Origin of the sequence: Solwaraspora sp. WMMD791 (assembly GCF_029581195.1) — a bacterium.
Lineage (GTDB): Bacteria > Actinomycetota > Actinomycetes > Mycobacteriales > Micromonosporaceae > Micromonospora_E.
Genome location: NZ_CP120737.1, coordinates 279,673 through 306,011, shown reverse-complemented (window position 1 = coordinate 306,011; position 26,339 = coordinate 279,673). Strand labels below are relative to the sequence as shown.

Sequence of the window (26,339 nt, the reverse complement as noted above, 5' to 3'; positions counted from 1 at the left end):
TCGTCCGGCCGCGCACCGCGCCGCTGTGGCGTCGGCCACATGCGTACGATTGCGTACCGTGACCGACTCCCGCCGGCAGTTCGCCTCACCCGCCCTGGTACGCAGGCTCAGCCTCGCCTCGCTGATCGCCAACGTGGCGATCGTGGTGACCGGCGGCGGGGTGCGACTCACCGGATCCGGGCTCGGCTGCCCGACCTGGCCCCGCTGCACCGAGGACTCGTACGTCACCACCCCCGAGATGGGCATCCTCGGCGTCATCGAGTTCGGCAACCGGGTGCTCGGCATCCTGGTCGGTCTGATCGCGCTCGCCACCCTGTTCGCGGTGTTGACGGCCCGGCCCCGGCGGGCGGACCTGCGTGGGCCGGCGCTCGGCGTACTGGGCCTGGTGATCCTGCAGGGCGTGATCGGCGGGATCAGCGTCCGGGTGCAGCTCAACCCGTGGGTCGTCGCACTGCACTTCATGTTGTCGATGGTGGCGCTGGCGGTGGCGTACACCCTCTGGCGACGGGCCCGCGACGACGGCCGCACCGACGCCGACACCGTGCCCCGGCCGCTGCGTCACCTCGCCTTCGTGATCGTCACGGTGAGCTTCGCGGTGCTGGTGCTCGGTACCGTGGTGACCGGTAGCGGTCCGCACGCCGGCGACGCCGACGCCGGGCGCACCGGGCTGGACCCGCAGGCCATGTCCCAGCTGCACGCCGACTCGGTGGCGCTGCTGATCGGGCTCTCGATCGCCTGGTGGTTCGCGCTGCGCGCGGTCGGCGCCGGACGCCCGGCGGTACGCGCGGCGACGGTCCTCCTCGTCGTCGAGCTGGCCCAGGGCCTGATCGGCGTGGTGCAGTACCTCACCAACCTGCCGGTGGCGCTGGTCAGCGCCCACATGCTCGGTGCCTGCCTGGTTTGGCTGGCCACCCTGGCGGCACTCTGGTCGACCCGCGGGCGGGCGGCAGAGGCCGCAGAGGCGACGCCGGAAGCTGCTGCGGCCACCGACCACGACGCCCGCCCCTTGGCCGCCGCGCGACCGTGACCCGGCCACCACGCCACCACACCACACCACCGTGACCCGGCCACCACACCACCACACGACCGTGACCCGGCCACCACACCACCACACGACCGTGACCCGGCCACCACGCCGCCGGGACCGACCGGTCTGAAGACGGCTGAATACCGCTGACCTCTCCTCATAGCGGAACGTACCGGTAAGGCTACGCAGGTGCCGGAGCATCGCCGCCGGCACGACGATCCGGGTGCGGCAGCCGAGGTTCCCCCGTGCCGTGGCTGCCGCGCCCCTGGTTCGCGCGAGGGTGGCCGGACCGCGGGACGATCCGCGCCCGCCGGTCCGCCCGCTCTGCTCGCGCGGCGAGCCACGGAGCAACCTCCGCCTTCCGCGCGCCCTCCCCGACGCCGATCCTCCCTCGGAGTTCCCGCGTGTCCCAATTACGTTCCCGTCGACCGGGCACCGTCGCCGCCACGTTGGCCCGGTCCCGGCTCGGAGTACCCCAGGTGCTCTTCTTCGTTCTCGCCGCCGCCGCGCCGCTGACCGTGGTCGCTGGCGGCGCCAGCACCGGCTTCGCGGTCACCGGCACCACGGCGGTACCAATGGCGTACCTGCTCATAGCGGTGGTCATGGCCATCTTCGCGGTGGGCTACGTGGCGATGAGCCGCCACGTCGTCAACGCCGGCGCGATGTACAGCTACGTCGCGCACGGACTCGGCCGCGTCCCCGGCATCGCGGCGGCGTTCGTCGCGCTGGTCGCCTACAACGCGATGCAGATCGGCCTGTACGGCGCGTTCGGCGTGGTCGCCGCCGAGGTGGCGGCCGTCGCGGGCGCCACCGTGCCGTGGTGGGCCGGCGCCCTCGCCGGTTGGCTGCTCATCGCCGCGCTGGGTCTGGCCCGGGTCGACCTCAACGGCCGGCTGCTGGCCGGCCTGCTGCTGGCCGAGCTCGCCGTCATCGTCGGGTACGGCCTGGTGATGCTCGGTCATCCCGCTGACGGCGTCGTCGACGCCCGGACCCTCGACCCCGGGCAGTTGCTCACGCCCGGGGTGGCGGCGATGCTGGTCGGCGGGATCGCCGGCTTCGTCGGCATCGAGGCGAGCACCGTCTTCGCCGAGGAGACCCGTGACCCGCGCCGGACGGTGGCCCGGGCGACGTACCTGGCGGTGGCGATCACCGGTGCCTGCTACGCCGGCTCGGCGTGGGCCATGTCGGTCGCCGCCGGCGCGGACGAGGTCGTCGACCAGGCTCGCCGGCACGGCACCGAGCTGATGTTCGTCCTGGTGGGCCCACACGTCGGGCAGACCGTCGTCGACGCCGGTCGGCTGCTCTTCCTGACCAGTCTGTTCGCCGCCCTGCTCGCGTTCCACAACACCGTCGCCCGGTACCTGTTCGCGCTCGGCCGCGAGCGGGTGCTGCCGGCCGCCCTCGGCCGGACGAACCACCGTACCGGCGCCCCCAAGCTGGGCTCACTCACCCAGAGCGGGCTGGCCCTCGTGGTGATCGTCGCCTACCCGCTCGCCGGCCTCGACCCGATCACCCACCTGTTCTTCTGGTTGACCGTCACCGGTGGGTTGGGGGTGCTGATCCTGATGACCGCTACCTCGGTGGCGGTCATCGGCTACTTCCTCGGCCACCCGCGCGGCGAGTCGGCCTGGCGGCGCTGGTGGGCCCCGGGCACGGCCACCGTGGCCCTGGGGCTGATCCTGATCGGTACGGTCACGAGCTTCGGTGACCTGCTCGGCATCCCGGACACGTCGCCGCTGCGGTGGTGGTTTCCTGCCGGGTACGCCCTGGCGGCGCTGGCCGGCACCGGGTGGGCGATGTGGCTGCGGGCCCACCGGCCACAGGCGTTCCAGGCGATCGGCTGGGGTGCCGACAGCGCCACCACAGCCGTCCCGGTGCCGCTGCCGCCGGCCCGGCTGCCGACGAGCGTCTAGCGTCGCCGGCAGAGCGGACACGAGTGCGGCCCGGGCCGATGGCCCGGGCCGCACTCTTCTCGTCATTCTCCGGTCGCGTCCGGCGGGTGCTCGCCAGTCACGCTCCCGGTCGTCGGTCGTTGTGCAGGACGGTACGTACGGGTCGATCAGCCCTCGGCGGCGGTCAGCGGGCGAGGCTGCGCTTGGCCATCGACCGCCACAGGTCGTTGCTCGGGCGCATCTGGTCCATCAGCTCCCGCTCCCACTCGTTCTCCACCTCGACCCCCGCCTTGAGGCAGGCGGCACGGGCCACGTCGGTGCCGTCGGCGAAGTGGTCACCCCACTCGCCGTCCCCACCTACCAGGACGATCCGTGCGCCGCGCTTGCCGACGTACTCGATGACCGCCTTCGCACCACCGTGGCCGGCGGCGAAGGAGCGGATGCCGGCGACCAGGCCGGAGGGCGCGTCCGTCGGGACGGACTCGGTCGCCAGCGTCGTATCGGAACCATCTGCCATAGCCGAAGCGTAAGCAGAGCGAACGGGTTTCGCCGATCGGATGTCGGCTTTTTGTGACTCCAATTACCCGTACGTTTAGAAACTCGCACTGGCAGTTGATGGTGATTTATTCCATCAAACAGGACAAACCACGAACAGCAAAGAGGATGAAAAGCGACAAAGGTCTTGAGAGCGTCGTCGAGCCGACCTGAACGAAGGCTCGGTCAGACCAGCGCGTCCAGCGCCACCGCGACGAACAGCACCGTCAGGTACGTGGTCGACCAGTGGAACAGCCGCATCGGCCGCAGCGGCTCACCCCGCACCGAGCGCCGGTGCAACCGGTGCGCCTCCAGCAGGAAGATCGCGCCGACCACGGCCGCCGGCACCGCGTAGAGCAGCGACATGCCCAGCGGCCAGATCACCAACGACGAGGCCACCGTCAACCAGGTGAACAGGATGATCTCGACGTTGACCCGCCGGGCCGAGGCGACCACCGGCAGCATCGGGATGCCGGCCCGGGCGTAGTCCGCCTTGTATTTGATGGCCAACGCGTAGAAATGCGGCAGTTGCCAGAAGAAGACCACGGCGAACAGTCCCCACGCCACCGGGGACAACCCGCCGGTGACCGCGGCCCAGCCGATCAGCACCGGCGCCGCCCCGCAGGCGCCGCCCCAGAAGGTGTTCTGCGGCGTGCTGCGCTTGAGCCACAGCGTGTAGACCAGGTCGTAGTAGACGATCGCGGCCAACGTCAGGCCCGCCGCGAGCCAGTTGGTGAAGACCGCCATCAGCGTCACCGACACCACGGCGAGGGTCAGCCCGAACGCCAGCGCGTGCCGCGGGGTCACCACGTGCGTCGGCAACGGCCGACGCTTGGTCCGCCGCATCAGCTGGTCGATGTCACGGTCGATGAAGCAGTTCAGCGCGTTCGCCGCGCCGGCGGCCAGTGCGCCGCCGATCAGCACCACCGCGACGAGCCACAGCGGCGGCATGCCACCGGCGGCGATCATCATCGTCGGCACGGTCGTGACCAGCAGCAGTTCGACGATCCGCGGCTTGGTCAGCGAGACGTACGCCCGGACCACCGCCAACAGGTCCCGGCTGCCCGTGACGGGCACCGTACCGTCGACCGCCGCGTCCAGCCCGGTCGCCGCGTCCACCCCGGCTACCGGCTGGACCCCACGCACCCGGTCCAGTTCGGCGCTGGTGGTGGACGCGCCCCGCGCCCGATCGTAGGCGGGGCGCTCGGTGACCATGCTCACGGGCTGCACCTTCCGGCGTCGGCGCGGGTGACCTTCCAACTGGCGCCCGACCAACCGGCCGGCGCACGTCCGACAGCCTACGCGCAGGTATTTTCCCAGCCCGGCCGACCCATGACCGGTGCCCGTCGTCACATCGGGCAGCCGTTCTACCGGGCACGACACGTACCCCCCGGCAGTCGACCGGAGGTTCCACCGCCGGTCGTCGACCCTCGGTGACCATCCGGTTGTCGAGATCGGCGGGCGCGCGTTCAACCCTGCTCGATAGGGTCGTGACGAGGGTTCCGCCTACCTGCTGGACGAGGAGCACACCCACCGTGGCTGCAACACCGAACGATGCCCCCCTGAACTGGTCCGACCTCGACCGCCGCGCGGTCGACACCGCCCGCGTGCTGGCCGCCGACGCCGTGGAGAAATCCGGCAACGGCCACCCCGGCACCGCGATGAGCCTCGCCCCTGCGGCGTACCTGCTGTTCAACCGGGTGATGCGACACGACCCGAGTGACCCGGACTGGGCTGGCCGGGACCGTTTCGTGCTCTCCGCCGGACACTCCAGCCTGACCCTGTACATCCAGCTCTACTTCTCCGGTTACGGGCTGAGCCTGGACGACCTCAAGGCGTTGCGGCAGTGGGGGTCGCTGACCCCGGGGCACCCGGAGCACGGCCACACCCGTGGCGTCGAGACCACCACCGGCCCGCTCGGCCAGGGTCTGGCCAACGGCGTCGGCATGGCGATGGCGGCCCGCCGCGAGCGCGGCCTGCTCGACCCGGACGCCGCGCCCGGTGAGTCGGTCTTCGACCACAACATCTGGGTCATCGCCTCCGACGGTGACATCGAGGAAGGCATCACCCACGAGGCGAGCGCGCTGGCCGGGCACCAGAAGCTCGGCAACCTGACCGTCATCTACGACGACAACCAGATCTCCATCGAGGACGACACCCGCATCGCGCTCAGCGAGGACGTCGCCGCGCGCTACGCCGCGTACGGCTGGCACGTGCAGACCGTCGACTGGCGGGCCGGCACCGCCGGTGACGGCGAGTACCACGAGGACGTCGAGGCGCTGTACGCCGCGTTGACCGCCGCCCGTGCCGAGACCGACCGCCCGTCGTTCATCGCGCTGCGGACCATCATCGGCTGGCCGGCACCGAAGAAGCGCAACACCGGCAAGATCCACGGCTCGGCGCTCGGTGCCGAGGAGGTCGCCGCCACCAAGGAGATCCTCGGCTTCGACCCGGCCCAGCACTTCGCCGTCGACGACAAGGTGCTCGCCCACATCCGCGAGGTCCTCGACCGGGGCCGGCAGGCACACACCGCGTGGACCGCGAAGTACGACGCCTGGGCGCAGGCCAACCCCGAGCGCAAGGCGCTGCACGACCGGCTCGCCACCCGTACCCTGCCGGACGGCTGGGCCGACGCGCTGCCGGACTGGCCGGCGGACCCCAAGGGCGTCGCCACCCGGGCCGCTTCCGGCAAGGTGCTGAGCGCGCTCGCCGCCGAGCTGCCCGAGCTGTGGGGCGGCTCGGCCGACCTGGCCGAGAGCAACAACACCACGATGAAGGGCGAGCCGTCCTTCGTCCCGGCCGAGTACGCCACCAAGGAGTTCCCCGGCCACGAGTACGGCCGCACCCTGCACTTCGGCATCCGCGAGCACGCCATGGGGGCGATCCTCAACGGCATCGCGCTGCACGGCGGCACCCGTCCGTACGGCGGCACCTTCCTGGTGTTCAGTGACTACATGCGCCCGGCGGTGCGACTGGCCGCGCTGATGAAGCTGCCGGTGATCTACGTCTGGACGCACGACTCGATCGGTCTCGGCGAGGACGGCCCCACCCACCAGCCGATCGAGCACCTGTCCGCGTTGCGCGCCATCCCCGGCCTGGACGTGGTCCGCCCGGCCGACGCCAACGAGACCGCCTGGGCGTGGCGGGTCGCGCTGGAGCACACCGACCGGCCGACCGCGCTGGCGCTGACCCGTCAGGCGGTACCGGTGATCGACCGGGACGTCTACGCCTCGGCCGAAGGGGTCCGCAAGGGCGGCTACGTGCTGGCCGAGGCCAGCAACGCCCAGCCGGCGGTGATCCTGATGGGCAGCGGGTCGGAGGTCCAGCTGCTGCTCACCGCCCGCGAGCGGCTCGAAGCCGAGGGGACTCCCACCCGGGTCGTGTCGATGCCCTGCCAGGAGTGGTTCGCCGAGCAGGACGAGGCGTACCGCGAATCGGTGCTGCCGCGCGGGGTCAAGGCCCGGGTCAGTGTCGAGGCCGGCATCGACATGTCCTGGCGTGGGCTGCTCGGCGACTGTGGCGAATCGGTCAGCATTGAACACTACGGGGCCAGTGCTCCGTATCAGGTGCTGTTCGAGCAGTTCGGCTTCACGCCCGACTCCGTGGTCGCGGCGGCGCACGCGTCGCTGACCCGGGTCGGCGCCATCACCGGCACCACCACCGGAAACTGAGGAGGCTCCAGATGACGGACCGATTGGCTGAGCTCACCGCCGCAGGCGTGGCGGTCTGGCTCGACGACCTGTCCCGGCAACGGCTCAGCACCGGCAACCTGGACCAGTTGCGCCGCGAGAAGCACGTCGCCGGCGTGACCACCAACCCGACCATCTTCGCCGCCGCCCTGGCCAACGCCGACGAGTACAACTGGCAGCTGCGTGACCTGGCCGCCCGGGGCGTCAGCGTCGACGAGGCGGTGCGGATGCTCACCACCTACGACGTCCGGTGGGGCTGCGACGTGATGCGGCCGGCGTACGAGACCAGCGGCGGCGTCGACGGCCGGGTGTCGATCGAGGTCGACCCCCGGCTGGCGTACCGCACCGCCGAGACCGTCGCCGAGGCCAAGGCGCTGTGGTGGCTGGTCGACCGGCCGAACCTGTTCATCAAGATCCCGGCGACCGAGGCCGGGCTGCCGGCGATCACCGCCACCCTGGCCGAGGGGATCAGCGTCAACGTCACGCTGATCTTCTCGCTGGACCGCTACGTCGCGGTGATGGAGGCATTCCTCGACGGGCTGGAGCAGGCCAAGGCCAACGGCCACGACCTGACCACCATCGGCTCGGTCGCGTCGTTCTTCATCTCCCGGGTCGACACCGAGGTCGACAAGCGGCTCGACAAGATCGGCAGCGAGCAGGCCAAGGCACTCAAGGGCAAGGCCGCCATCGCCAACGCCCAGCTGGCCTACGAGCGGTACGCCGAGATCTTCTCCTCGCCGCGCTGGCAGGCCCTGGCCGACGCCGGCGCCCACCCGCAGCGCCCGCTGTGGGCCTCCACCTCCACGAAGAACCCGGCCTACCGGGACGTGATCTACGTCGAGGAGCTGATCGCCCCCGGCACGGTCAACACGATGCCCGAGTCGGTGGTACACGCCTACGCCGACCACGGCGAGACCCGCGGTGACACGGTCACCGGCTCCTACCCGGCGGCCCGGCAGGTCCTCGACGACCTGACCGCCGTCGGCGTCGACCTCGACGACGTGGTCAAGACCCTGGAGTCCGAGGGCGTGCAGAAGTTCGAGGCGAGCTGGCAGGAGCTGCTCGACGGGGTGCGCTCGTCGCTGGACGCGGCGGCGGCCGGCGCCGGCGAGCCCAACGCGGCGGCGAAGGACAACGCCGCCGCCGCCAAGCGGGCCGGGGGCAACGCATGAGCGACTTCTTCGACGGCGGGGTGGAGGCCGCCGCCGGGCTGAGCGTGTACGGCGCCGAGGCGGTCGACGCCTCGGCGGCCTCGTCCACCCGGGGGGCGCTGGTCGCCGACGGCGTACCGGCCTCGCTGGTCGGCAAGGACTCCAGCCTGTGGGGTCCGGACGCCGAAGCCGAGGCGAAGATCCGGCTCGGCTGGCTGGACACCTTCACCCGCAGCCGCGACCTGCTGCCGCAGCTCGCCGAGCTGCGGGCCGAGCTGGGCGACCTGGACCACGTGGTGCTCGCCGGGATGGGTGGCTCGTCGCTGGCCCCCGAGGTGATCTCCTGCACCATGGGCAAGCCGGTGACCGTGCTGGACACCACCGACCCGCACCAGGTCCGGGCGGCGCTCGGCGACCGGCTGGACCGTACGGTCGTGGTGGTCGCCAGCAAGTCCGGCGGCACGGTGGAGACCGACAGCCACCGCCGGGCGTACTGGCAGGCGTTCCTCGACGCCGGCCTGAGCGAGGCCGAGGCAGGCCGGCGGTTCGTGATCGTCACCGACCCCGGCTCGCCGCTGGCCACCGTCGCCGAGGAGATGGGCGCGTTCGTCGTGCTCGCCGACCCGGAGGTCGGCGGGCGCTACTCGGCGCTGACCGCGTTCGGCCTGGTCCCGTCGGCGCTGGCCGGCGTCGACGTGGTCGAACTGCTCGACCAGGCGCAGGAGCTGTCCGCCGCGCTCGGCGGCGACCGCGACAACCCGGGGCTGGCGCTCGGCGCCGCCCTGGGCGCGGCGGCCACCACCGGCCGGGACAAGATCGCGCTGATCTCCGACGGCAGCGGCATCGAGGGGCTCGGTGACTGGATCGAGCAGCTGGTCGCCGAGTCGACCGGCAAGGACGGCGTGGGCATCCTGCCGGTGGTCGTCGAGGCCCCGGACTCCCCCGGTGCCACCGGCCCCGACGTGCTGACCGTCACCTACGGCGGGTCGGGCCAGCCGGGCGGGGTGCCCGGCGGCGGGGTCCGGCCCGACCTCGCGGTCAACGGTCCGCTCGGCGCGCAGTTCCTGGTCTGGGAGTACGCCACCGCGATCGCCGGCCGGGTCCTCGGCATCGACCCGTTCAACCAGCCCAACGTGACCGAGTCCAAGGAGAACACCAACCGGATCCTGTCGGCCGGCCCGCCGACCGAGGCACCGTCGTTCGTCGAGGGTGCGATCGAGGTGTACGGACCCGACGGCGTACCGGGCGAGTTGGCCGGTGCGCTGCGCTGGTTGCTCGACGGCACCGGCACCGACGGCTACCTCGCGGTGATGGCCTACCTGGACCGGTTCGGCGATGCCGACGCCGCCGGGGTGCGCCCGCTGCTGGCCGCCGCCAGCGGCCGGCCGGTCACCTTCGGTTGGGGGCCACGGTTCCTGCACTCCACCGGGCAGTACCACAAGGGCGGGCCGCAGGTCGGCGCGTTCCTGCAGATCACCGGCGCGGTCACCGACGACCTGCCGGTGCCGGGTCGGCCGTACAGCTTCGGTGAGTTGCAGGCGGCGCAGGCCGCCGGTGACCGCCAGGCCCTGGCCGGCCGGGACCGTCCGCTGTTGCGGCTGCACCTGACCGATCGGGCCGCCGGCGTCGCCCAACTCCTGGACACGATTCGAAACCTGCCCGGCTGACAATTGGTCCGGAGAACGGACTGAGGAGGCGACGTGAACCCCCTGCGCGACCCGCAGGACCGGCGGCTGCCGCGCATCCCGGAGCCCTGCGCTCTGGTGATCTTCGGCGTCACCGGTGATCTGGCCCGCAAGAAACTGCTCCCCGGCATCTACGACCTGGCCAACCGGGGGCTGCTGCCACCCGGTTTCGTGGTGCTCGGTTTCGCCCGGCGGGACTGGACCGACGGCGACTTCGAGTCGTTGGCCCACGACTCGGCCAAGGAGTACGCGCGTACCCCCTGGCGCGAGGAGGTCTGGTCCCGGCTGGCCGGCAACATCAAGTTCGTCGGCGGCTCGTTCGACGACGACGCCGCGTTCGACAAGCTGTCGGACTGTCTGGACGGGTTGCGCCACTCGCACGGCATCCACGGCAACGCGGCGTTCTACTTCTCCATCCCGCCGTCGGCGTTCCCGCAGGTGCTCAAGCAGTTGGCGCGTACCGGCATGGCCGACAACGAGCGGTGCGGCGGCTGGCGGCGGGTGGTGGTGGAGAAGCCGTTCGGCTACGACCTGCCGTCGGCGAAGGCGCTCAACGACCTGGTCGACGACGTCTTCACCCGCGACGACGTGTTCCGCATCGACCACTACCTGGGCAAGGAGACCGTCCAGAACATCATGGCGTTGCGGTTCGCCAACAACCTGTTCGAGCCGCTGTGGAACTCCAAGTACGTCGACTCGGTGCAGATCACCATGGCCGAGGACGTCGGCATCGGCAGCCGCGCCGGGTTCTACGACGCCACCGGCGCTGCCCGCGACGTGGTGCAGAACCACCTGCTGCAACTGCTCGCCCTGGTCACCATGGAGGAGCCGACCAGCTTCGACGCCGCCGAGATCCGGGCCGAGAAGCTGAAGGTGCTGCGGGCGATCAGCCTGCCCGACGACGTGGCGGCCGGCACCGTCCGGGGGCAGTACCTGCGCGGCTGGGTGGCCGGTCAGCGGGCGGTCGGCTACCTGGAGGAGCCGAACGTGCCGGCCGACTCGACCACCGAGACGTACGTGGCGATGCGGCTGGGCATCCAGAACCGCCGGTGGGCGGGGGTGCCGTTCTACCTGCGTGCCGGAAAGCGGTTGCCCCGACGGGTCACCGAGGTGGCGGTGATGTTCAAGACGGCACCGCACCTGCCGTTCAACCGCACCGACGTGGAGATGCTCAGCAGCAACCAGCTGGTCATCCGGGTGCAGCCGGACGAAGGCGTGGTGCTCAAGTTCGGCGCCAAGGTGCCGGGCACCACCATGGAGGTCCGCGACATCGCCATGGACTTCCAGTACGGCGAGGCGTTCACCGAGGCCAGCCCGGAGGCGTACGAGCGGTTGGTGCTCGACGTGCTGATCGGTGACCGCACGCTCTTCCCGGACGCGGCCGAGGTGGAGCAGAGCTGGCGGGTCATCGACCCCCTCGAAGAAGCCTGGCAGGGCACCCGGCCGGAGCAGTACCGGGCCGGCGAGTGGGGCCCACGGGCCGCCGACGAGATGCTGGCCCGCGAGGGCCGGTCCTGGAGGAGAGCATGATCAGCCTGTGGGACACCACCGGCAACGAGGTGGTCAAGGCCCTGGCCGCCGAGCGGCGCAGCGCCGGCGGCGTGGCCAGCGGGATGGCCCTGACCCTGATCGTCGTGGTCGACGAGAAGCGGGTACGCGAGGCGGAGGCGGCGGCCACCATCGCCGCCGCCGCCCACCCGTGCCGGCTGCTCGTGGTGGTCCGCGCCGACATCGACCGCAAACGCAGCCGGCTCGACGCCGAAGTGGTCGTCGGCGGCCGGCTCGGCCCCTGCGAGGCAGTCGTCATGCGGACCTCCGGCCGGCTGGCGCTGCACGCCGAGTCGGTGGTGATGCCGCTGCTGGTGCCGGACGTACCGGTGGTCACCTGGTGGCACGGTGAGCCGCCGGAGCAGATCGCCAACGACTACCTCGGGGTGGTCGCCGACCGGCGGATCACCGACTCGGCGCAGGCCCCGAACCCGGTGCAGGCGCTGCTGCAGCGGGCGGTCGACTACGCACCGGGTGACACCGACCTGGCCTGGACCCGGATCACCCCGTGGCGCACCCTGGTCGCCGGGGCGTTCGACACCACCGAGGCGCAGATCACCGGCGCCACGGTGACCGCGCCCCGGGCCGACCCGACCGCCGCGCTGATGATCAGCTGGCTGGCCGCCCGGCTCGGCATCACCCCCCGCTGGGAGGAGACCACCGCGCATCCCCGGATGCGTTCGGTGGAGCTGCGCTGCGCCAACGGCGACGGACTGAGCATCGTCCGCGAGGACAGTTCGGCGCTGTTCACCCGCACCGGCCAGCCGGAGCGGCACATGCCGCTGGTGCGCCGGCCGTTGGGTGAGGAACTCGCCGAGGAGCTGCGCCGGCTCGACGCCGACCAGGTCTACTCGGAGGCGCTGGGCACCCTCGCCGGATTGGCGGATCTGCCAGCCCGGCCCGCCAAGCGGGTGCACATCTGGAAGGACCCGGCGAAGGTCACGGAGCCGGCGGCCGGCGCACCGTCGGCGGATGTCGCGGCCGAACCGGCGCGGAGCGGCTCGTGAGCGGCGGCTCCCGTCTCGTGGTCCACCCGGACGCCACCGTGCTGGCCAGCGCGGTGGCGTCCCGGCTCGTCGTCGCGCTGATCGACGCCCAGGCCGACCGGAGTGAGGCGTCGGTGGTGCTCACCGGCGGGCGGGTCGCGGCGGCCGTGCTGCGCGCCGTCGGCGAACTGCCGGCCCGGCACGCGGTCGACTGGTCCCGGGTGGACCTCTGGTGGGGCGACGAACGGTTCCTGCCGGCCGGCGACCCGGACCGCAACGAGACCCAGGCCCGCGATGCGCTGCTCGACGTACTGCCGCTGGACCCGCAGCGGGTGCACGCGATGCCGGCGTCGGACGGCCCCGACGGTGACGATCCGGAGGCCGCCGCCGCCCGGTACGCCGCCGTGCTCGACCGGGTCGCCGCCGGCCCGGGTACGGCCCCGCTGCCCCGCTTCGACGTGCTGATGCTCGGCGTCGGCGAGGACGGGCACGTGGCCTCGGTCTTCCCCGACCATCCGGTCACCGGCGAGACCCGACCGGTGGCGGCGGTCCGCAACAGCCCGAAGCCGCCGCCGACCCGGATCACGTTGACCCTGCCGACGATCAACACCGCCGACGAGGTGTGGCTGGTCGCGGCCGGCGCGGACAAGGCGACGGCGGTCGCCAAGGCGTACGGCGGCGCCGACCCCGTCGCGGTGCCGGCGTCCGGGGTACGCGGCGTGCGGCGTACCTGGTGGCTGCTCGACCAGGCGGCTGCCGCCGAGGTCGACGCGGCGGGGAACGAGGCGGCCGGGGACGGATCAGCGCCGGAGCCGGCCGGCTGACAGCTAGCGGACGGGTTCCGCAGCGCAGAGCACGACGCAGGCGTACAGACCGGGTGTGATTCCCGATCTGTACGCCTGCTGCCTGTCTGGGCTTCACCCAATGGTCGTACACGGCCGCGAACATCGCCCATGACTGACCCGGGCCAGGTTCCGTTCGACAGGACAGCCCCGCGCAATCGCCCGTAGCTGCTCAACCGCAACCTTGGCAGGTCGACGCATGCTCAACACGCCAACCGTCAGCGTGGTCGTCCCCACGCACGGCCGTCCGGATCTCGTCACCCGTGCCGTGCGCAGTGCGCTGGCGCAAAGTGTCGAGGACATCGAAGTGATCGTGGTGGTCGACGGGCCCGACGAGGCGACCGTGGTCGCCCTCGACGCGATCGCCGACGCCCGGATCCGGGTGGTCGGCCTGCCGGAGCGTGGCGGCGCGCCGGCGGCGCGCAACGTCGGCGTCCAGCACGCGCACGCGCCCTGGGTGGCGTTGCTCGACGACGACGACGAGTGGCTGCCCGGCAAGCTCGCCGCCCAACTCGACGTCGCGCGTACGGCGTCCGCGCCGCTGCCGATCGTCGCGAGCCGGCTGATCAACCGGACCCCCCGGGCCGAGTTCGTCATCCCCCGGCGGCTACCCGCACCGGACGAGCCGCTCAGTGAGTACTTCACCGTCCGGCGGGGGCTGTTCCACGGTGACGGGTTCATCCAGACGTCGACGATCATGGCCCCGACCGACCTGTTCCGCCGGGTGCCGTTCGATCCGGCGGTGCCCCGGATGCAGGAGCTCGACTGGTCGTTGCGGGCGCTGAGCCACGACGACGTCGCACTCGTCTTCGCCGACGAGGCACTGGTCATCTGGCACCAGGACGAGAACCGGCCCCGGATCAGCCTGCATTCACCGTGGCAGGCGCAGCTCGAGTGGCTGCGGCGCAGCCGCCCGCTGATGACACCCCGGGCGTACGCGGCGCTCACGATGAGCGTGATCAGCTCGATGGCGGCACCGACCCGCAGCGGCAAGGTCTTCACCACGCTGCTGCGCGAAGCGCGGCAGCATGGCCGGCCGGGCATGCTGGACTACCTCACGTTCGCGCAGATCTGGCTGATTCCGCCGGACCTGCGCCGTACCCTGCGGGACATGGTGCTCAAACGCGGTCACCGGCCGCCCGCGCAGCCGCTCGCCGCGCAGCCGCAGCCCGCGCAGCCGGCGGACCCGATCACCGCGCAGCCGGCGCGACCGCTCACCACGCAGCAGCAGCCAGCCGACGCCGACACCCTGCAGTCGTAGTCGACCGGTCCAGCCCTTCTCAGCGGCCCCGGGTGCCACCACGGGTCGGCCGGTCGGGCACCCGCAGCGTCGCCCGTACCCGCCGCCCCGCCATCCACGCCACCACCACGGTGGCCCTGGCCAACGACCGTACGCCCGCCACCTCGACCGTCGTCGGCACCAGGGCGGGTGCCCGGCCCCGCCCGGTGAGCCGGGGCATGCCGCCCGCCAGGTCGGCCGCGTCGAACCGGGTCAGGTCGGCGACACCGACCGCCTCGGCGGTCACGTCCCGGTGCCCGTACACCGAGGTGACCGCGTCGAACAGCGGCTCGTCGGCGGAGCGCACCCACCGGGCCCGGCCGAGCGCGGCGGTCCGCCACAGCTGTACGCCTACCTTCCCTTCCGCATCGGGGTGGTCGGGATCGACCCGGACCACGCCGGCCTGGTAGCGGTCGGCGACGTCGATCAGCCGCCGCAGCGCCTCCGGTGCCAGGCCGTGCGTGGCCGGCAGGTCGAGCAGGTACGGGGTGGGAAAGACGTTGGTGGGCGGCTCGGTCGCCAGTCGGACCCGTGGTTCACCCCGATACGTCGCGGCGATCAGCCGTAGGTCGCGCGACGGGTCGGTGAGGACCCGCATCCGCGCGTCGTCGAGCCGGTCCCACGGGCCGACGAGGGTGATCCGGATGTCGTGTTCGGTGCCGCGCAGCACCGAGTCGACGGCCGCCCGTACCCGCTCCAGCGGCTCGTCACCGACGGCCATGACCACCTCGGCGAGCGGCACGGACCAGGACGTCCCGCCCACCTTGCGCCAGGTGCGGGGGTACGGGACCCGGTCGGCGAAGAACGGGCGGTTCCAGCGGGCGACCTCCTGGCGGGCCCGCATGACATGGGTACGCCCGAGATGCCAGCTGCGCGCGGCCGGCTCCGGCACGAACACCGCACCCGCCTGGGCGAGGCGGTAGCCGAACTCGGTGTCCTCGCCGAGGCGCAGGTCGGCGTCGAAGCCGCCGGCCTGCTCGTACAGGTCGCGGCGCAGCGCGGCGGTCGCCCCGACGTGGATCTTGAAGACGTGGTGGTCGGCGATGCGGAGCTGGTCGGTCTGGTTGATGTAGCGCTCGACGTAGCTGTGCGGCTCGCTGGCCCGGTCACCGAACAGCTCCGCCGCCGCGCCCCGGTCCAGCGTCGCGGCGACCGTCTCCGCCGACGGCCACCGCCCGTCGCCGTCGGGCTCGACGAAGCGCTTGTAGCCGAGGGTGACCGCGTACGGCAGCACGTGCTGCCAGCGGACCTGAGCCGCCACGTGCTCCGGGAAGACGATCATGTCGGCGTCCAGCCAGTGCAGGATCTCACCGGAGCTGTGCGCGACGCCGCAGCGCAGCGCGGCGGCCCGCCCCCAGCCGGCCACGCCGTCGGCACCGACCCGGACGATCCTCGTCCGCGCCGGCCGGATCGGGGGCAGGGTCAACGGTGGATCGGAGCCGTCGTCGGCCACGACGACCTCGAGCAGGTCGGCCGGGTACGTCTGCCGACTCAGCGACGCCAGCGTCAGATCGAGGGTCGGCTGACAGTTGAAGGCCGGAATGACGACGCTCACGGGCAGCGTCGGCCGCCAGCCCGCCAGCTCGGGCGCCGAGACCGACGACCAGTCGTTACGGACGACGCGCGGAACGGTGGGTGGTCCGTCTGCCTGGCTCACGGGCAGAAACTAGCAGGGTTCGGTGCACCCTCCCCGACCGGATAGCAGCGTCGACACCCAGGTCGCCACATCGCCGTACATCTATTGACAAACAGTGTTAACAGTAAGACTCTTCTCGGAGAGCGCTCTCTCACTCGTCCGACCCCGTTCGACCCCGTCCGACCTCTGACCAGAGGAGCCCCTCATGGTTGTCCGAAGAAAGCTGGTGGCCGTCGCAGCCGCCCTGCTCACCGCCGTCCCGACCGGCCTCGTCGCCGCCACCCCCGCCCAGGCAGTCGGACCGGCGCTGCTACCGGTCACCGTCACCAACAGCACCGGCCGGGCCGGGTCCGTCCACCTGTACGTGATCGGCGTACAGCTCTCCTCCGGCCGCCTCGGGTACGTCAACCAGGCCGGCACGTTCATCCCCTGGTCCGGTGGGCAGATCCCACCGTCGCCCGCCCCGGACGCCTCGATCGCCGGACCGGCCAACGGTGCCAGCGCGACGATCCGCTTCCCGCGCGGTTTCTCCGGCCGGGTCTACTTCTCGTTCGGGGAGAAACTGAAGTTCTTCCTCACCCCGACCGGCCTGGTCCAGCCCGCCCCCTGGGCCGGCGGCGACCCCAACCGCGACATCCTGTTCGACTGGAGCGAGTTCACCTACAACGACGCCGGCCTGTGGCTCAACAGCTCCCAGGTGGACATGTTCGCGGTGCCGCACGCGGTCACCGTGACCGGTGCCAACGGCGTCACCAAACGCACCGGCGACGTCGTCGCGGGCGGCCGCAACGCGATCATCAACGGCGTCCGCGCCCAGTCCGGCTGGGCCAACACCGTGCAGACCCGGGGCGACGGCACCGTGCTGCGGGTGCTCGCACCCGGCAAAGCCGCCGGCGCCGGCCTGTTCAGCCCCACCTACCTGGACTCCTACATCACCTCGGCGTGGAACGCGTACACCAGCCGGACACTGACCGTCGTACCGTTCGGCGACCGCCCCGACATCCGCTACTTCGGCCGGACCTCGGGCCGGGTGATGACCTTCACCAACAGCGCCGGCCAGGTCGTCGCCTCGTTCAACCGACCCTCGTCGGCAAGCGTGTGGGGCTGCGACGGCGACCTGCCCGCCCCCAACGACCAGGTGGTCGGGCCGATCTCCCGCACGCTGTGCGCCGCACTGAACCGGGGCACCCTCGGCACCATCCACACCCAGCCCAGCACCAACGCCGCCGAGTTCTACCGCAACACCCCGACCAACCAGTACGCCCGGATCATCCACGCCAACATGCGTGACGGAAAGGCGTACGCGTTCGCCTTCGACGACGTCGGCGCGTTCGAGTCCCTCGTCCACGACGGCGACCCCCGCTCCGCCGGAGTCATACTCAGCCCGTTCTGACCGGGCCCTCCCCACCCCGGTATGGGTGCGCCGGCACGCCACCGGCGCACCCGCCCGAGCCGACGCCTTCGACGGGTCGACGGCCGGCCCAGCCGTGATCCACTACGTGCCATCGACACGACACGCCGACGGCATGTCAGCTCACGCGCATCCGATCGGTCACCGGCAGATGGAGCGGACTACCGCCTCATCCGGTTGACCACAGCTGTTCGAGCACCTTGTTGACGGCGTCGGGCTGCTCGCGGTGGGGCTCGTGCGCGGCACCGCAGACCCGGACGAGGCGAGCTCCGATCCGGTCAGCAACCGTCGCCGCCACCTTCTCCATCACCTGCGCCATGCCGGGCCGGTAGCCGCCGGAGACCGTACCCCAGTCGCCGACGATCACCAGTTTCGCGAACCCGGCATCCGCCAGCGACTGGGTGGCCAGGTCCGCCAGCCAGCACGGACGTTCGTTCAGGGCGGTCCGGGCCGCCCGCTCCAGCCAATCCGCCGGCTCCGGACGCGGCTGCCCAGCCGGGTAGACCAGGTCCAGATACCGCCGCGCGGACCGCCTGCGGGCATCAGCCATGAACTCGCGCGCGTCCTGGACCACTGCGGCGACTGACGGATCCTCCGAGGCGATCCGGTGGGCACACGGCTCGATGAGCGTCAACGACCGGACCAGGTCGGGCCGCGCCGCTGCGGCGATCATCGCCACCGTGCCGCCGTACGAGTGGCCGACCAGATCGACGCCGCCGTTCATCAAAGCGACGACGTCCTGCGCGTCGACGGCGTAGTCGCTGGTCACCTGATTATCGTCGAGGTCCGGGCTGTCGCCGTAGCCCCGTCGGTCCGGCAGCAGCACCCGCCGGTGTCGGGCCAACGGCCGTTGCCGCTCGAACGCCGACGCCGCCCAGTTGAGCGTGCCGTGGATCAGAATCGCGGGTGCCGCTGCAGCCGGACCATCCCAGATCGTCACGTTCACCGGCGCACGCACGTGGAAACCGTACAGCGACGGGAACTTTCTGCCTTCACAGCTCTGTATGGAGGGCGACCATCAAGACAACCCGTTATGTAGCTCGCGGCCGTGCACGATGTACCGATGAGGCCCACCACACGGATCCGCGTCGCCGGATACGTCATCCGGACCACCGGCAGCGGTGCGCAGCTCCTGGTCTTCGACCACATCGACTTCCCTGACGCCGGCACTCAGGTGCCCGCTGGCGGTGTGCAGCCCGGCGAGGAGCTACACGACGCGGTGCTTCGCGAAGTCGCCGAGGAGACCGGCCTGACCGGCGTCACCGTGGTTCACAAGATCGGGAGCGAGGACAAGCCACATCCCGAGACCGGCCAGCCCCGTCGTACCACCTACTTTCACCTACAGGCCCCGGACCACATCCCCGATGCCTGGCAGCACACCGTGACGGGTGCCGGGTTGGACCGCGAGCTGCAGTTCACCTGCCGATTCGTCCCGCTGCCCCTGCCAGCCCACCTCGCCGATCACCAGGACGCGCTACTCGGCAGCATCGACCGTCGATGGACCACACGGACCGAACCCCCGCCCGCGTCAAGCCGGGCGACCGAGCTTATGCCGCCGATGACGTAGGGGTAGTGGTGTTCCGTGCGGCGATCTGCGAAATACGTTGGGGTGACAGTCCGAGAAGTGCGCCTGCATCCCGGACGGTATAGCCGTCACGCAGAAGCGCCAGCACCGCTGTTGCGGTCGCTCGTTCGGCCCTCTCGTCCGCGTCCCGGGCTTCCCGCCTGGCGTCCAGAGCTACCGAAACCATACCGGGAAGTTCAGGACGAACATCGACTTCCACCCTGTCCGGGTCGACGTCCAGCAGCAACGCGATCGCTTCTCGAGCCATCGCAGCGACCTGGTCGAGTCGCCGGGCCTGGGTGTGCACGCCCTTGAGTTCAGGCACGCTGATGGCCCACCAGTTGCCGACCCGCCGGCAGACCACGGAGTAGGTCGTCACTTCCACCAGTCCTCCCCGATTTGATCGTCGAGATCGCTCATGATGCCCCGTGCCGCGTATTCGTTGATTTCCCGATGTCGGGGTATCACAACCTTCTGGCCGCCGCACCGAAAGATCGAATGACTCCCGCCTTCACGCAGTAGCTCGAACTCCACGCCCACACCGGCTGCGGCGGCGCCGATCTTTTTGATTAGGTCAACCCGCTTCACGTAGCTTAGCCTAGCTTGATAGACAGATCAAGTAAACCGCACTAGACGCCAACCCGGACCGCCGCTACGACCTGTCATCCGGGGCCTGCAGCGCCTGCCTGGGTTCAACAGGTGAAGAGCTGTGGCACTACTGTTACTCGCCGTGGACCACGTCGAGGTCGAGGTCACCGCGGAGCTGGTCCGGGGTCTGCTCCGCGACCAGTATCCCGATCTCGCCGACCGGCCGGTCCGGCTGGCTGCGCGGGGCTGGGACAACCAGATGTGGCGCCTCGGTGAGGATCTCGCCGTCCGGCTGCCGTGGGCGACCGGGTCGGCGGACGCGCTGCTACTCAAGGAGTACGCCTGGCTGCCCGCCTTGGCACCGCATCTACCGTTGCCGGTCCCCGTACCGCAGCGGCTCGGCGAGCCCACCGCACGGTTCCCTCGGCCCTGGCTCGTCACCACCTGGGTGCCGGGTACCCCCGCCGACCGCGCCCCGGTCACCCGAGCCCGGGCGGCTGCTGAGTCCCTGGCAGCGTTCCTGTCCGCGCTGCACCGACCCGCTCCCGACAGCGCACCCACGGGCAGCGGTGGCGGTCGGGGTGGGCCGTTGGCAGACCACACCGACCAGTTCACCCACGGACTCGCCGAGGTCACCGAGCGTGGGCTGATCGACGACCCGGAGGCCGTCCACGCTGTCTGGCGGGACGCGGTCGCCGCACCAGGATGGTCGGGTCCGGCGCTGTGGCTGCACGCGGACCTGCACCCGGCGAACATTCTCACCGCCGACGGCACCATCTGCGGCGTCGTCGACTTCGGCGACCTCTGTGCGGGCGATCCGGCGTACGACCTGGCTGCCGGATGGATCCTGCTTCCGGACGACAGCATCGACCACTTCTACGCGGCGTACCAGCCGATTCTGGACGCCGCGACGAAGCGCCGCGCTCGTGGCTGGGCGATGGCCCGCGCCCTGGGCGGCATCCTGATCGGCGACGCCGGGTTGCACGGCCGGCCCGCCGGCAAGCCGACGTGGGGTCCGCCCGCCCACGCCGCGCTACGACGTCTCATCGACACGGCCCGCTGATCGGCGGCAGAACGTTCCGTCACCGCTCGCGCAGCAGGGTACGGGCGATGGCGCGGTCGGGCGCGCTGTGCCACGCCTGGCCGCCGGCTTCGGACTCCCAGAGCAGGTTCTGCAGTACGCGACCAAGCGTCCAACTGACCGACCGCTCCCGGTCGACGCCCAGTATCTCGGTCGTCAGGTCGAAGCGTCTCCGGACCGCACGCGGCACGTCGCCGGTGGCTACCACGTCGTCCCACCGGTTGTGCAGGGCGGGGAGAAGTTCGAAGCAGGGGTCGCCTGCGAGTGGCTTCGGGTCGATCGCCAGCCACGGCTCTCGACTGTCGGACGCGGCCGAGCCGAACCCGGACGAGTCGGTCCGGGACGCGAGGACGTTGTCGTAGTGCAGATCCCAGTGCAGTAGTCGGTCACCGGCCTCCGGCAGCAACTCCTGGACGGCTGCCGCGCACCGCCGGATGAGCGGGTGGTCGGCGGCGGGTAGCCGTACCAGCGCCTGCGGCACCCGGTCGAGCATGCCGGCGGCGACATCGGCGAGGCGGCGTACGGCGGGCGGCGCGGCCACCGAGGTCAGCCGGGCGAGGAGCTGGCTGAGGATCCGCAGGGCGGTCAGGTCGTCGGGGACGACTGCCAGGGTACGGTCGGCGTCGAGTCGTTCCAGCAGCATCGTGCCGGAGTGTGCGTCGTGCCGTAGGAGTCGGACCGCGCCGTCGCCGCCCCAGGCCCGCAGCGCCACCGGCTCGCCGACGGTCTCCTCGTCGATCGGCTGCAGCTTCAGCATGGCCGGCGACCCGTCGGCCTGTACGACGGGCAGCACGAGGGCGATCGCACCGCAGCTCGCCGGCCCGTCAGGGCGCAGCCCCCACCGGTCCATGGTGGCTGCCGCCAGGTGCGGCAACGCCGCGATCCAGGCCCGCCCGGCCTCACCGAAGTAGGTAGCGTGAGATGCGGCCAGCTCCGCCGGGACGGCAAGGCCCGATCCGCCGACATCGTATCTGCTGCCCGACGGCATGAACCGGGCTCGCGCGAAGTCACGTTCAGCCATGTCGCCTCCTGACCGAGACGATTGTCTCCCGACGGGTCTATCCTGCCAGGGCCAACGTGCCTACTGTGGCCGGTCCGACTGCCCGGCCTGGTCTGGCGCGAATCCAACAAGCCAACAGTTGCTCTGCCAATCCTCAGATATTTGAAGGCGAGTCGCCAGGTGACGATCGTGCTCGATGCGCTGACCCAGGGCTATGGGAAGTCGACCATCATCAACGACCTCAGCGTCACGCTGCAGCCCGGGATCACCGCGCTGTTGGGCCCCAACGGCGCGGGAAAGACAACCTTGCTGCGGACGCTGGCAACCGTCATGCCACCACGCAACGGCCGGATCCGCATCGACGACTTCGAGATCGACGACGAGCGGTCGGCCCGCAAGATCAGAGACCGCATCGGCTATCTACCGCAGGACTTCGGGTTCGACCCGCTGATGAGGGTCGTCGACTTTGTGACCTATGCGGCCTGGATGCGTGGGGTGCCGGCGGGCCAGTGGCGGCAAGCGGTCGACGAGACGTTGGAGATGGTCGACCTGGCTGACCGACGCCGCTCGAGGATGCGCAGTCTCTCCGGCGGTATGCGCCAGCGCGCCGGCATCGCATGGGCGATCGTCGGACGTCCGCAGGTGGTGCTGCTCGACGAGCCCACCGTCGGCCTGGACCCACGCCAACGACTCCAGTTCCGCAAGATCATCGCAGAGTTGCGGGACACGGTGGTGGTGCTCAGCACCCACCTCATCGACGATGTCGCGGCCGTCTGCGACCGGGTGATCGTGATGCATGGTGGATCGGCACAGTTCGACGGTTCGGTCACCGAGTTGGCGGCGCTGGGCCACGACGGGCTCCCGGGGCACTCCCCGCTGGAGCGGGCGTACATGCATCTACTGCCCGAAGGAGAGCGAAGCCTGTGAGCGGGCTGTGGTTGCACGTCCGGAACTCTCCGGTCCGGTGGGCGTTGCCAGTGTTCGTCGCCATCGAACTGGCGGTGCTGTTCCTCCGCAACCGCCACTGGATCGGCGTCTGGCCGGAGACCGGCGCGGCAGCGCTGGCTCCCGCGTACCTGCTCGGTGTGGTCGGCGCCGGTGCGGCAGCGTGGGCAGCGAGCGCGCCGAAGCGACACCGGATCATGGAGCAGCTGACGGCCTCGCGGGTCCATCCGGCCCGGCTGGAAGCGAACCGGTTGGGCGCTACCGTCATCGTCCTGTTGGTCCCGTACCTGGTCGGTCAGGCCGTCGCCTTCATGATCACGGCTCGGACGTTTCCACCCGGCGTGCATCTTTGGTTGGGCTACGCCTTCCTGGGAATCTTCGTAATTCTGGCCTCGACCGCGCTCGGCTGGGCGTGCGGGAAGTTGCTCGGTTCGATGTTCGCCGCACTGACGGCGGCACTGGGATTCCTGTTCCTGACCGCGTTTCTCGACCGGTTCGGATTCGTCGTCATCTCCGGCCGGCCGGAGATGACAGTCGACCCGGGAGCACTCGCCCTACGGCTGGCGTCGGTCACCGTCCTACTGCTGATGCTTCTCTGCCTACCGGCCTCCCATGCGCTGCGACGGCGGAGGACCCTGCTGCTGGTCCCTGCGGTGTTACCGCTCGTCGTAGCCCTGGTCGCCACGGATGCGGTGACCGACCGGAAGCAACCAGGAGAAGACGTGGCGTGCGTCGAAGGCACGACCACCTTGTGCATCTGGCCGGAGCACGAGAAGTACCTTCCCCAGCTGCGAGAGGTAAGCGCGCGGATCGATCTGCTGCCGGAAAGCTTCGTCCGCCCGCCACGCATCAATCAGGCCGGTATACAGAAAGCCTGGATTCGCTTGCCCGACGGGCAGTGCCACCTCAGCTACAATGGAGCACCGCCGATTTTCTACATTTTCGAGGGAAGTTCGTGGTCCTTCTCGGGCGACATCGGTACGGCGATAATTTCGTCGACTTTCAAGTTTGATTCCTGCGCCTGGAACGATCTGAGCCCGCCCGACCGGAGGCGATTCGAGGCGCTTGGGGCCTGGCTGGAGGCGTATCTGGCCGGGGAGAGCAGCCCGGACTACCAGACCAACGCACCTGCGGACACGCAGGAAGCCTGGTCGGATGGACGCGAGATCGCAAACGGCGACTCCCTGTCCGATCAGTTTCGATGGGCGGACGAAGAGGTGAAGTACATCCATGGGCGCTACTGCCAGCCGGGACGTTGAGGTGCCCACAGGCGCCGTACCGGTCAGGCTGTTTCTCTCGGTTCGGCCGGCACGTACCGTCCTCGCCGGCATGGTCCTTCTGGGTGCGCTCGTGACCTGGTTCGGCATGGTCGAGGCACCGCTACCTCAGGCGGTCGAACACGACACGGCATTCGTCCCAATGTGGCGGCTGCTCGTCATGGGTGCCGCTGTCCTGCCGGTCATCGGGCTGGCCAGTCCCCTCGCTGGCCTGGAGCTGGCAGCCACCCGACGGCTACGGTCCATGCAGCGGTTCTACCTCGCCGGGTTGGGCACCGGATCCGCAGTGATCTTCCTGGGCATCTCCGCACTGACCACGCCGCCGGCCGTCGTTGCGATCATGGCGCGGGGGTGGATCGCCTGGTTCGGCCTGGCGCTGCTCGCCGGAGCGGTCCTCGGCTGGCGGCTGGCCTGGACACTGCCCTCGGTCGTCGCCGTCGTCCTGTGGTACTGGGGATTCGGCGGGAACGATCAGTACCGGTGGTGGGAGTTCAGCGCCCGGCCGTACGACGATGTGCCCAGCCTCGCGCTCAGCGCCGCGCTGTTGGGTGCCGGGCTGGCCGCCTACGCCGCGACTCCGTGGCGCAGGCGGCGGTTGCGGTTCTGGCGATAGCCGCAGACGCTACGAGCCCGGCGCGGCGGCCTTGAGGGTGGTGAGGAAGCCGGTCCAGGCGGCGGGGTCGAAGGCGAGCGCCGGGCCGCTGACGTCCTTGGAGTCGCGTACGCCGATGGTGTCGGCACTGAGCCGGACCTCGACGCAGGCGGCGTTGTTCGCGCTGCGCGTGGACTTGAACCAGCCACGGGTGGGGGTGTGCTCGGTCATGCCATCTCCTGGGCGACCTGGCGGATCAGGGCGAGGGACTCCTTGAAGCTTAACGCCCGCTCCAGCGTCTCCCCGAAGGTGATCGTGTAGTCGGCGACCCGGGTGGACTGGTCGATGATGTCGCTGGAGGTCAGCACCTCCTGCCAGACCAGATCCGGCACCCGGGTCGACGGGAACGACAGGATCTGGAACGGCGCACCGAGCGCCGGGTAGGCGCCGGCCGAGTACGGAACGATGTGGATCTGGAACTGCTCCGGGCGCCGGGTCATCAGGTCGGCCAGGTGGTCGAGCTGGGCGCGCATCACCGCTGGGCCGCCGACCTGCTGCCGGATCGCACCTTCGCCGAAGATCGCCGTGATCCGCAGGGGCGGGTCCTCGGCGAGCCGGCGCTGGCGGGCCATCCGCACCTCGACGCGCTGCTCGGTTTCGGTGAGCCGGACGTAGGTGTTGCCGCCGCGCAGGATCGCACGGGCGTACACCTCGGTCTGCAGCAGGCCGTCGATCAGCTCGCTCTGGTAGGTGCGGACGTGGTCGGCGCCGGCCTCGTAGCCGAGGAAGCGCAGGAACTCGGCCGGGAAGAGCTGCTTGTACGTGTGCCACCAGGCGCGGGCCATCGCACCGACCCGCAGCGCTTCCAGCTCGGTCGCCTCCTGGTCGTCGATCTCGTAGATCTTGACGAGCTGGGCGAGCCGGTCGGCGGGGAGTTTGACCTTGCCGATCTCCACTCCGGAGACGTACGCCTGGGTGATGCCGCTGCTGCGGCCGACGCCGACAGCGGTCATGCCCAACTCCTCGCGACGCTCGCGCAGTCGGATACCGAGCTCCATCGCCTGCACGGTGGGCGACATGGCGGGGTTGGCGGGTGCCTTGCGGGTCCTCGGTGCACGTGCCATCGGTGGCCTCCCTCGCGATTGGATGGTGACCACGACATCACATCAGGTGATCCTGAACAACACAAGGGGTTGATATAAGCGAGTTTTAGCGCGATGCTTCGTTCACCTCAGCATCCAAACAATGATCATGGAGGACACAGTGGCCGGACAACTGGTGTGGGTGGACGGTGAGCAGCGCGAACGGTACGGATTCTCGCTGTGCCGGGTGGTCGACCCCGGTGGCGCCGACGAACGCTACGACCTGCTCGGCGTCATCGAAGTCCCGTTCGACCAGCGCCACCCCGACCGCGTCGCCGACCAGCTCCACCCGTGGGCGGTCGCCACCCTGCGGGCCGGCGGGTACGGCTTCGGCCACTACCTCGCCGAACTGACCGGCCTCGACGAGAACGGCGAACCGTGGCACCACATCAGCAACGCGCACATCAGCTGGTCAGGCACGACCGTACTGGTGCCGGCCGCAGACTGACCGCCGTCGACCCGACGACGGT

25 protein-coding genes are annotated in these 26,339 nt (G+C 70.7%); 16 read left to right on the top strand and 9 right to left on the bottom strand.

Going from position 1 to position 26,339, the window contains the following annotated elements; translation table 11 throughout:
* The first annotated feature begins 58 nt into the window (after nucleotides 1-58).
* Nucleotides 59-1,027, top strand: coding sequence for a COX15/CtaA family protein (locus tag O7623_RS01425; RefSeq protein ID WP_282226751.1), 969 nt, complete (start codon nucleotides 59-61; stop codon nucleotides 1,025-1,027).
* Between the two features lie 404 nt (nucleotides 1,028-1,431).
* Entirely contained in the window at nucleotides 1,432-2,940 is a 1,509-nt protein-coding gene (locus O7623_RS01420) for an APC family permease (RefSeq protein ID WP_282226750.1), read from the top strand.
* Nucleotides 2,941-3,103: 163 nt separating this feature from the next.
* Here the strand turns inward: O7623_RS01420 and O7623_RS01415 are convergent, their stop codons facing one another.
* Both O7623_RS01415 and O7623_RS01410 read right to left on the bottom strand, forming a co-directional pair.
* Complete coding sequence (locus O7623_RS01415; RefSeq protein ID WP_282226749.1) at nucleotides 3,104-3,436, bottom strand: hypothetical protein; 333 nt, start codon at nucleotides 3,434-3,436, stop codon at nucleotides 3,104-3,106.
* 203 nt (nucleotides 3,437-3,639) lie between these two features.
* Entirely contained in the window at nucleotides 3,640-4,572 is a 933-nt protein-coding gene (locus tag O7623_RS01410) for a heme o synthase (RefSeq protein WP_282229691.1), read from the bottom strand.
* 416 nt (nucleotides 4,573-4,988) lie between these two features.
* On the opposite strand from O7623_RS01410, the gene tkt reads away from it, so the two are divergent.
* From tkt to O7623_RS01375, 7 genes are all read left to right on the top strand, one after another.
* Nucleotides 4,989-7,124 carry a transketolase gene (gene tkt, locus O7623_RS01405; RefSeq protein WP_282226748.1) on the top strand — a complete coding sequence of 712 codons (2,136 nt, stop codon included), beginning with the start codon at nucleotides 4,989-4,991 and terminating at the stop codon, nucleotides 7,122-7,124.
* Nucleotides 7,125-7,135: 11 nt separating this feature from the next.
* The gene (tal, locus tag O7623_RS01400; RefSeq protein WP_282226747.1) at nucleotides 7,136-8,314 is read left to right on the top strand and encodes a transaldolase; all 1,179 of its coding nucleotides are present in this window, start codon (nucleotides 7,136-7,138) and stop codon (nucleotides 8,312-8,314) included.
* Entirely contained in the window at nucleotides 8,311-9,960 is a 1,650-nt protein-coding gene (locus tag O7623_RS01395) for a glucose-6-phosphate isomerase (protein ID WP_282226746.1), read from the top strand. Before tal ends, O7623_RS01395 begins: the two co-directional genes overlap by 4 nt.
* 33 nt (nucleotides 9,961-9,993) lie before the next feature.
* Nucleotides 9,994-11,508 (top strand): glucose-6-phosphate dehydrogenase, encoded by a 1,515-nt coding sequence (gene zwf, locus O7623_RS01390; protein WP_282226745.1) that lies wholly within the window; start codon nucleotides 9,994-9,996, stop codon nucleotides 11,506-11,508.
* A complete protein-coding gene (locus O7623_RS01385) occupies nucleotides 11,505-12,533 on the top strand; it encodes a glucose-6-phosphate dehydrogenase assembly protein OpcA (RefSeq protein WP_282226744.1) in 1,029 nt (342 codons plus the stop codon). The genes zwf and O7623_RS01385 overlap by 4 nt, the downstream gene beginning before the upstream one ends.
* Nucleotides 12,530-13,336, top strand: a complete 807-nt coding sequence (pgl, locus tag O7623_RS01380) for a 6-phosphogluconolactonase (protein WP_282226743.1) — start codon at nucleotides 12,530-12,532, stop codon at nucleotides 13,334-13,336. The genes O7623_RS01385 and pgl overlap by 4 nt, the downstream gene beginning before the upstream one ends.
* 217 nt (nucleotides 13,337-13,553) lie before the next feature.
* Complete coding sequence (locus O7623_RS01375; protein ID WP_282226742.1) at nucleotides 13,554-14,615, top strand: glycosyltransferase family 2 protein; 1,062 nt, start codon at nucleotides 13,554-13,556, stop codon at nucleotides 14,613-14,615.
* Nucleotides 14,616-14,634: 19 nt separating this feature from the next.
* On the opposite strand, the gene O7623_RS01370 is transcribed toward O7623_RS01375, so the two are convergent.
* Nucleotides 14,635-16,290, bottom strand: a complete 1,656-nt coding sequence (locus O7623_RS01370; RefSeq protein WP_282226741.1) for a glycosyltransferase — start codon at nucleotides 16,288-16,290, stop codon at nucleotides 14,635-14,637.
* A gap of 184 nt (nucleotides 16,291-16,474) precedes the next feature.
* On the opposite strand from O7623_RS01370, the gene O7623_RS01365 reads away from it, so the two are divergent.
* The gene (locus tag O7623_RS01365) at nucleotides 16,475-17,662 is read left to right on the top strand and encodes a beta-1,3-glucanase family protein (RefSeq protein WP_282226740.1); all 1,188 of its coding nucleotides are present in this window, start codon (nucleotides 16,475-16,477) and stop codon (nucleotides 17,660-17,662) included.
* A 187-nt stretch (nucleotides 17,663-17,849) separates the two neighbouring features.
* Here the strand turns inward: O7623_RS01365 and O7623_RS01360 are convergent, their stop codons facing one another.
* A complete protein-coding gene (locus tag O7623_RS01360) occupies nucleotides 17,850-18,638 on the bottom strand; it encodes an alpha/beta hydrolase (protein ID WP_282226739.1) in 789 nt (262 codons plus the stop codon).
* Nucleotides 18,639-18,743: 105 nt separating this feature from the next.
* On the opposite strand from O7623_RS01360, the gene O7623_RS01355 reads away from it, so the two are divergent.
* A complete protein-coding gene (locus O7623_RS01355) occupies nucleotides 18,744-19,247 on the top strand; it encodes an NUDIX domain-containing protein (RefSeq protein ID WP_282226738.1) in 504 nt (167 codons plus the stop codon).
* Here the strand turns inward: O7623_RS01355 and O7623_RS01350 are convergent.
* Together O7623_RS01350 and O7623_RS01345 are read right to left on the bottom strand one after the other, a co-directional pair.
* Nucleotides 19,228-19,629 (bottom strand): type II toxin-antitoxin system HicB family antitoxin, encoded by a 402-nt coding sequence (locus tag O7623_RS01350; protein WP_282226737.1) that lies wholly within the window; start codon nucleotides 19,627-19,629, stop codon nucleotides 19,228-19,230. The two genes, O7623_RS01355 and O7623_RS01350, sit on opposite strands and share 20 nt — an antisense overlap.
* Complete coding sequence (locus O7623_RS01345; RefSeq protein WP_282226736.1) at nucleotides 19,620-19,832, bottom strand: type II toxin-antitoxin system HicA family toxin; 213 nt, start codon at nucleotides 19,830-19,832, stop codon at nucleotides 19,620-19,622. Before O7623_RS01345 ends, O7623_RS01350 begins: the two co-directional genes overlap by 10 nt.
* Nucleotides 19,833-19,974: 142 nt before the next feature.
* On the opposite strand from O7623_RS01345, the gene O7623_RS01340 reads away from it, so the two are divergent.
* Nucleotides 19,975-20,895: an aminoglycoside phosphotransferase family protein gene (locus tag O7623_RS01340; RefSeq protein WP_282229690.1), complete on the top strand. Its 921-nt coding sequence runs from the start codon at nucleotides 19,975-19,977 to the stop codon at nucleotides 20,893-20,895.
* 19 nt (nucleotides 20,896-20,914) lie between these two features.
* Here O7623_RS01340 and O7623_RS01335 read toward each other — a convergent pair whose 3' ends face one another.
* On the bottom strand, nucleotides 20,915-21,934 hold the full coding sequence (locus tag O7623_RS01335) for an aminoglycoside phosphotransferase family protein (RefSeq protein ID WP_282226735.1): 1,020 nt from the start codon (nucleotides 21,932-21,934) through the stop codon (nucleotides 20,915-20,917).
* 168 nt (nucleotides 21,935-22,102) lie between these two features.
* On the opposite strand from O7623_RS01335, the gene O7623_RS01330 reads away from it, so the two are divergent.
* From O7623_RS01330 to O7623_RS01320, 3 genes are all read left to right on the top strand, one after another.
* On the top strand, nucleotides 22,103-22,840 hold the full coding sequence (locus O7623_RS01330) for an ATP-binding cassette domain-containing protein (protein ID WP_282229689.1): 738 nt from the start codon (nucleotides 22,103-22,105) through the stop codon (nucleotides 22,838-22,840).
* The gene (locus O7623_RS01325) at nucleotides 22,837-24,117 is read left to right on the top strand and encodes a hypothetical protein (protein WP_282226734.1); all 1,281 of its coding nucleotides are present in this window, start codon (nucleotides 22,837-22,839) and stop codon (nucleotides 24,115-24,117) included. Before O7623_RS01330 ends, O7623_RS01325 begins: the two co-directional genes overlap by 4 nt.
* A gap of 70 nt (nucleotides 24,118-24,187) precedes the next feature.
* Nucleotides 24,188-24,748 carry a hypothetical protein gene (locus O7623_RS01320; RefSeq protein WP_282226733.1) on the top strand — a complete coding sequence of 187 codons (561 nt, stop codon included), beginning with the start codon at nucleotides 24,188-24,190 and terminating at the stop codon, nucleotides 24,746-24,748.
* 9 nt (nucleotides 24,749-24,757) lie between these two features.
* On the opposite strand, the gene O7623_RS01315 is transcribed toward O7623_RS01320, so the two are convergent.
* A complete protein-coding gene (locus O7623_RS01315; protein ID WP_282226732.1) occupies nucleotides 24,758-24,958 on the bottom strand; it encodes a DUF397 domain-containing protein in 201 nt (66 codons plus the stop codon).
* Nucleotides 24,955-25,851 (bottom strand): helix-turn-helix transcriptional regulator, encoded by an 897-nt coding sequence (locus O7623_RS01310; protein ID WP_282226731.1) that lies wholly within the window; start codon nucleotides 25,849-25,851, stop codon nucleotides 24,955-24,957. The genes O7623_RS01315 and O7623_RS01310 overlap by 4 nt, the downstream gene beginning before the upstream one ends.
* A gap of 121 nt (nucleotides 25,852-25,972) precedes the next feature.
* On the opposite strand from O7623_RS01310, the gene O7623_RS01305 reads away from it, so the two are divergent.
* Nucleotides 25,973-26,317: a hypothetical protein gene (locus O7623_RS01305; RefSeq protein ID WP_282226730.1), complete on the top strand. Its 345-nt coding sequence runs from the start codon at nucleotides 25,973-25,975 to the stop codon at nucleotides 26,315-26,317.
* Nucleotides 26,318-26,339: the final 22 nt, after the last annotated feature.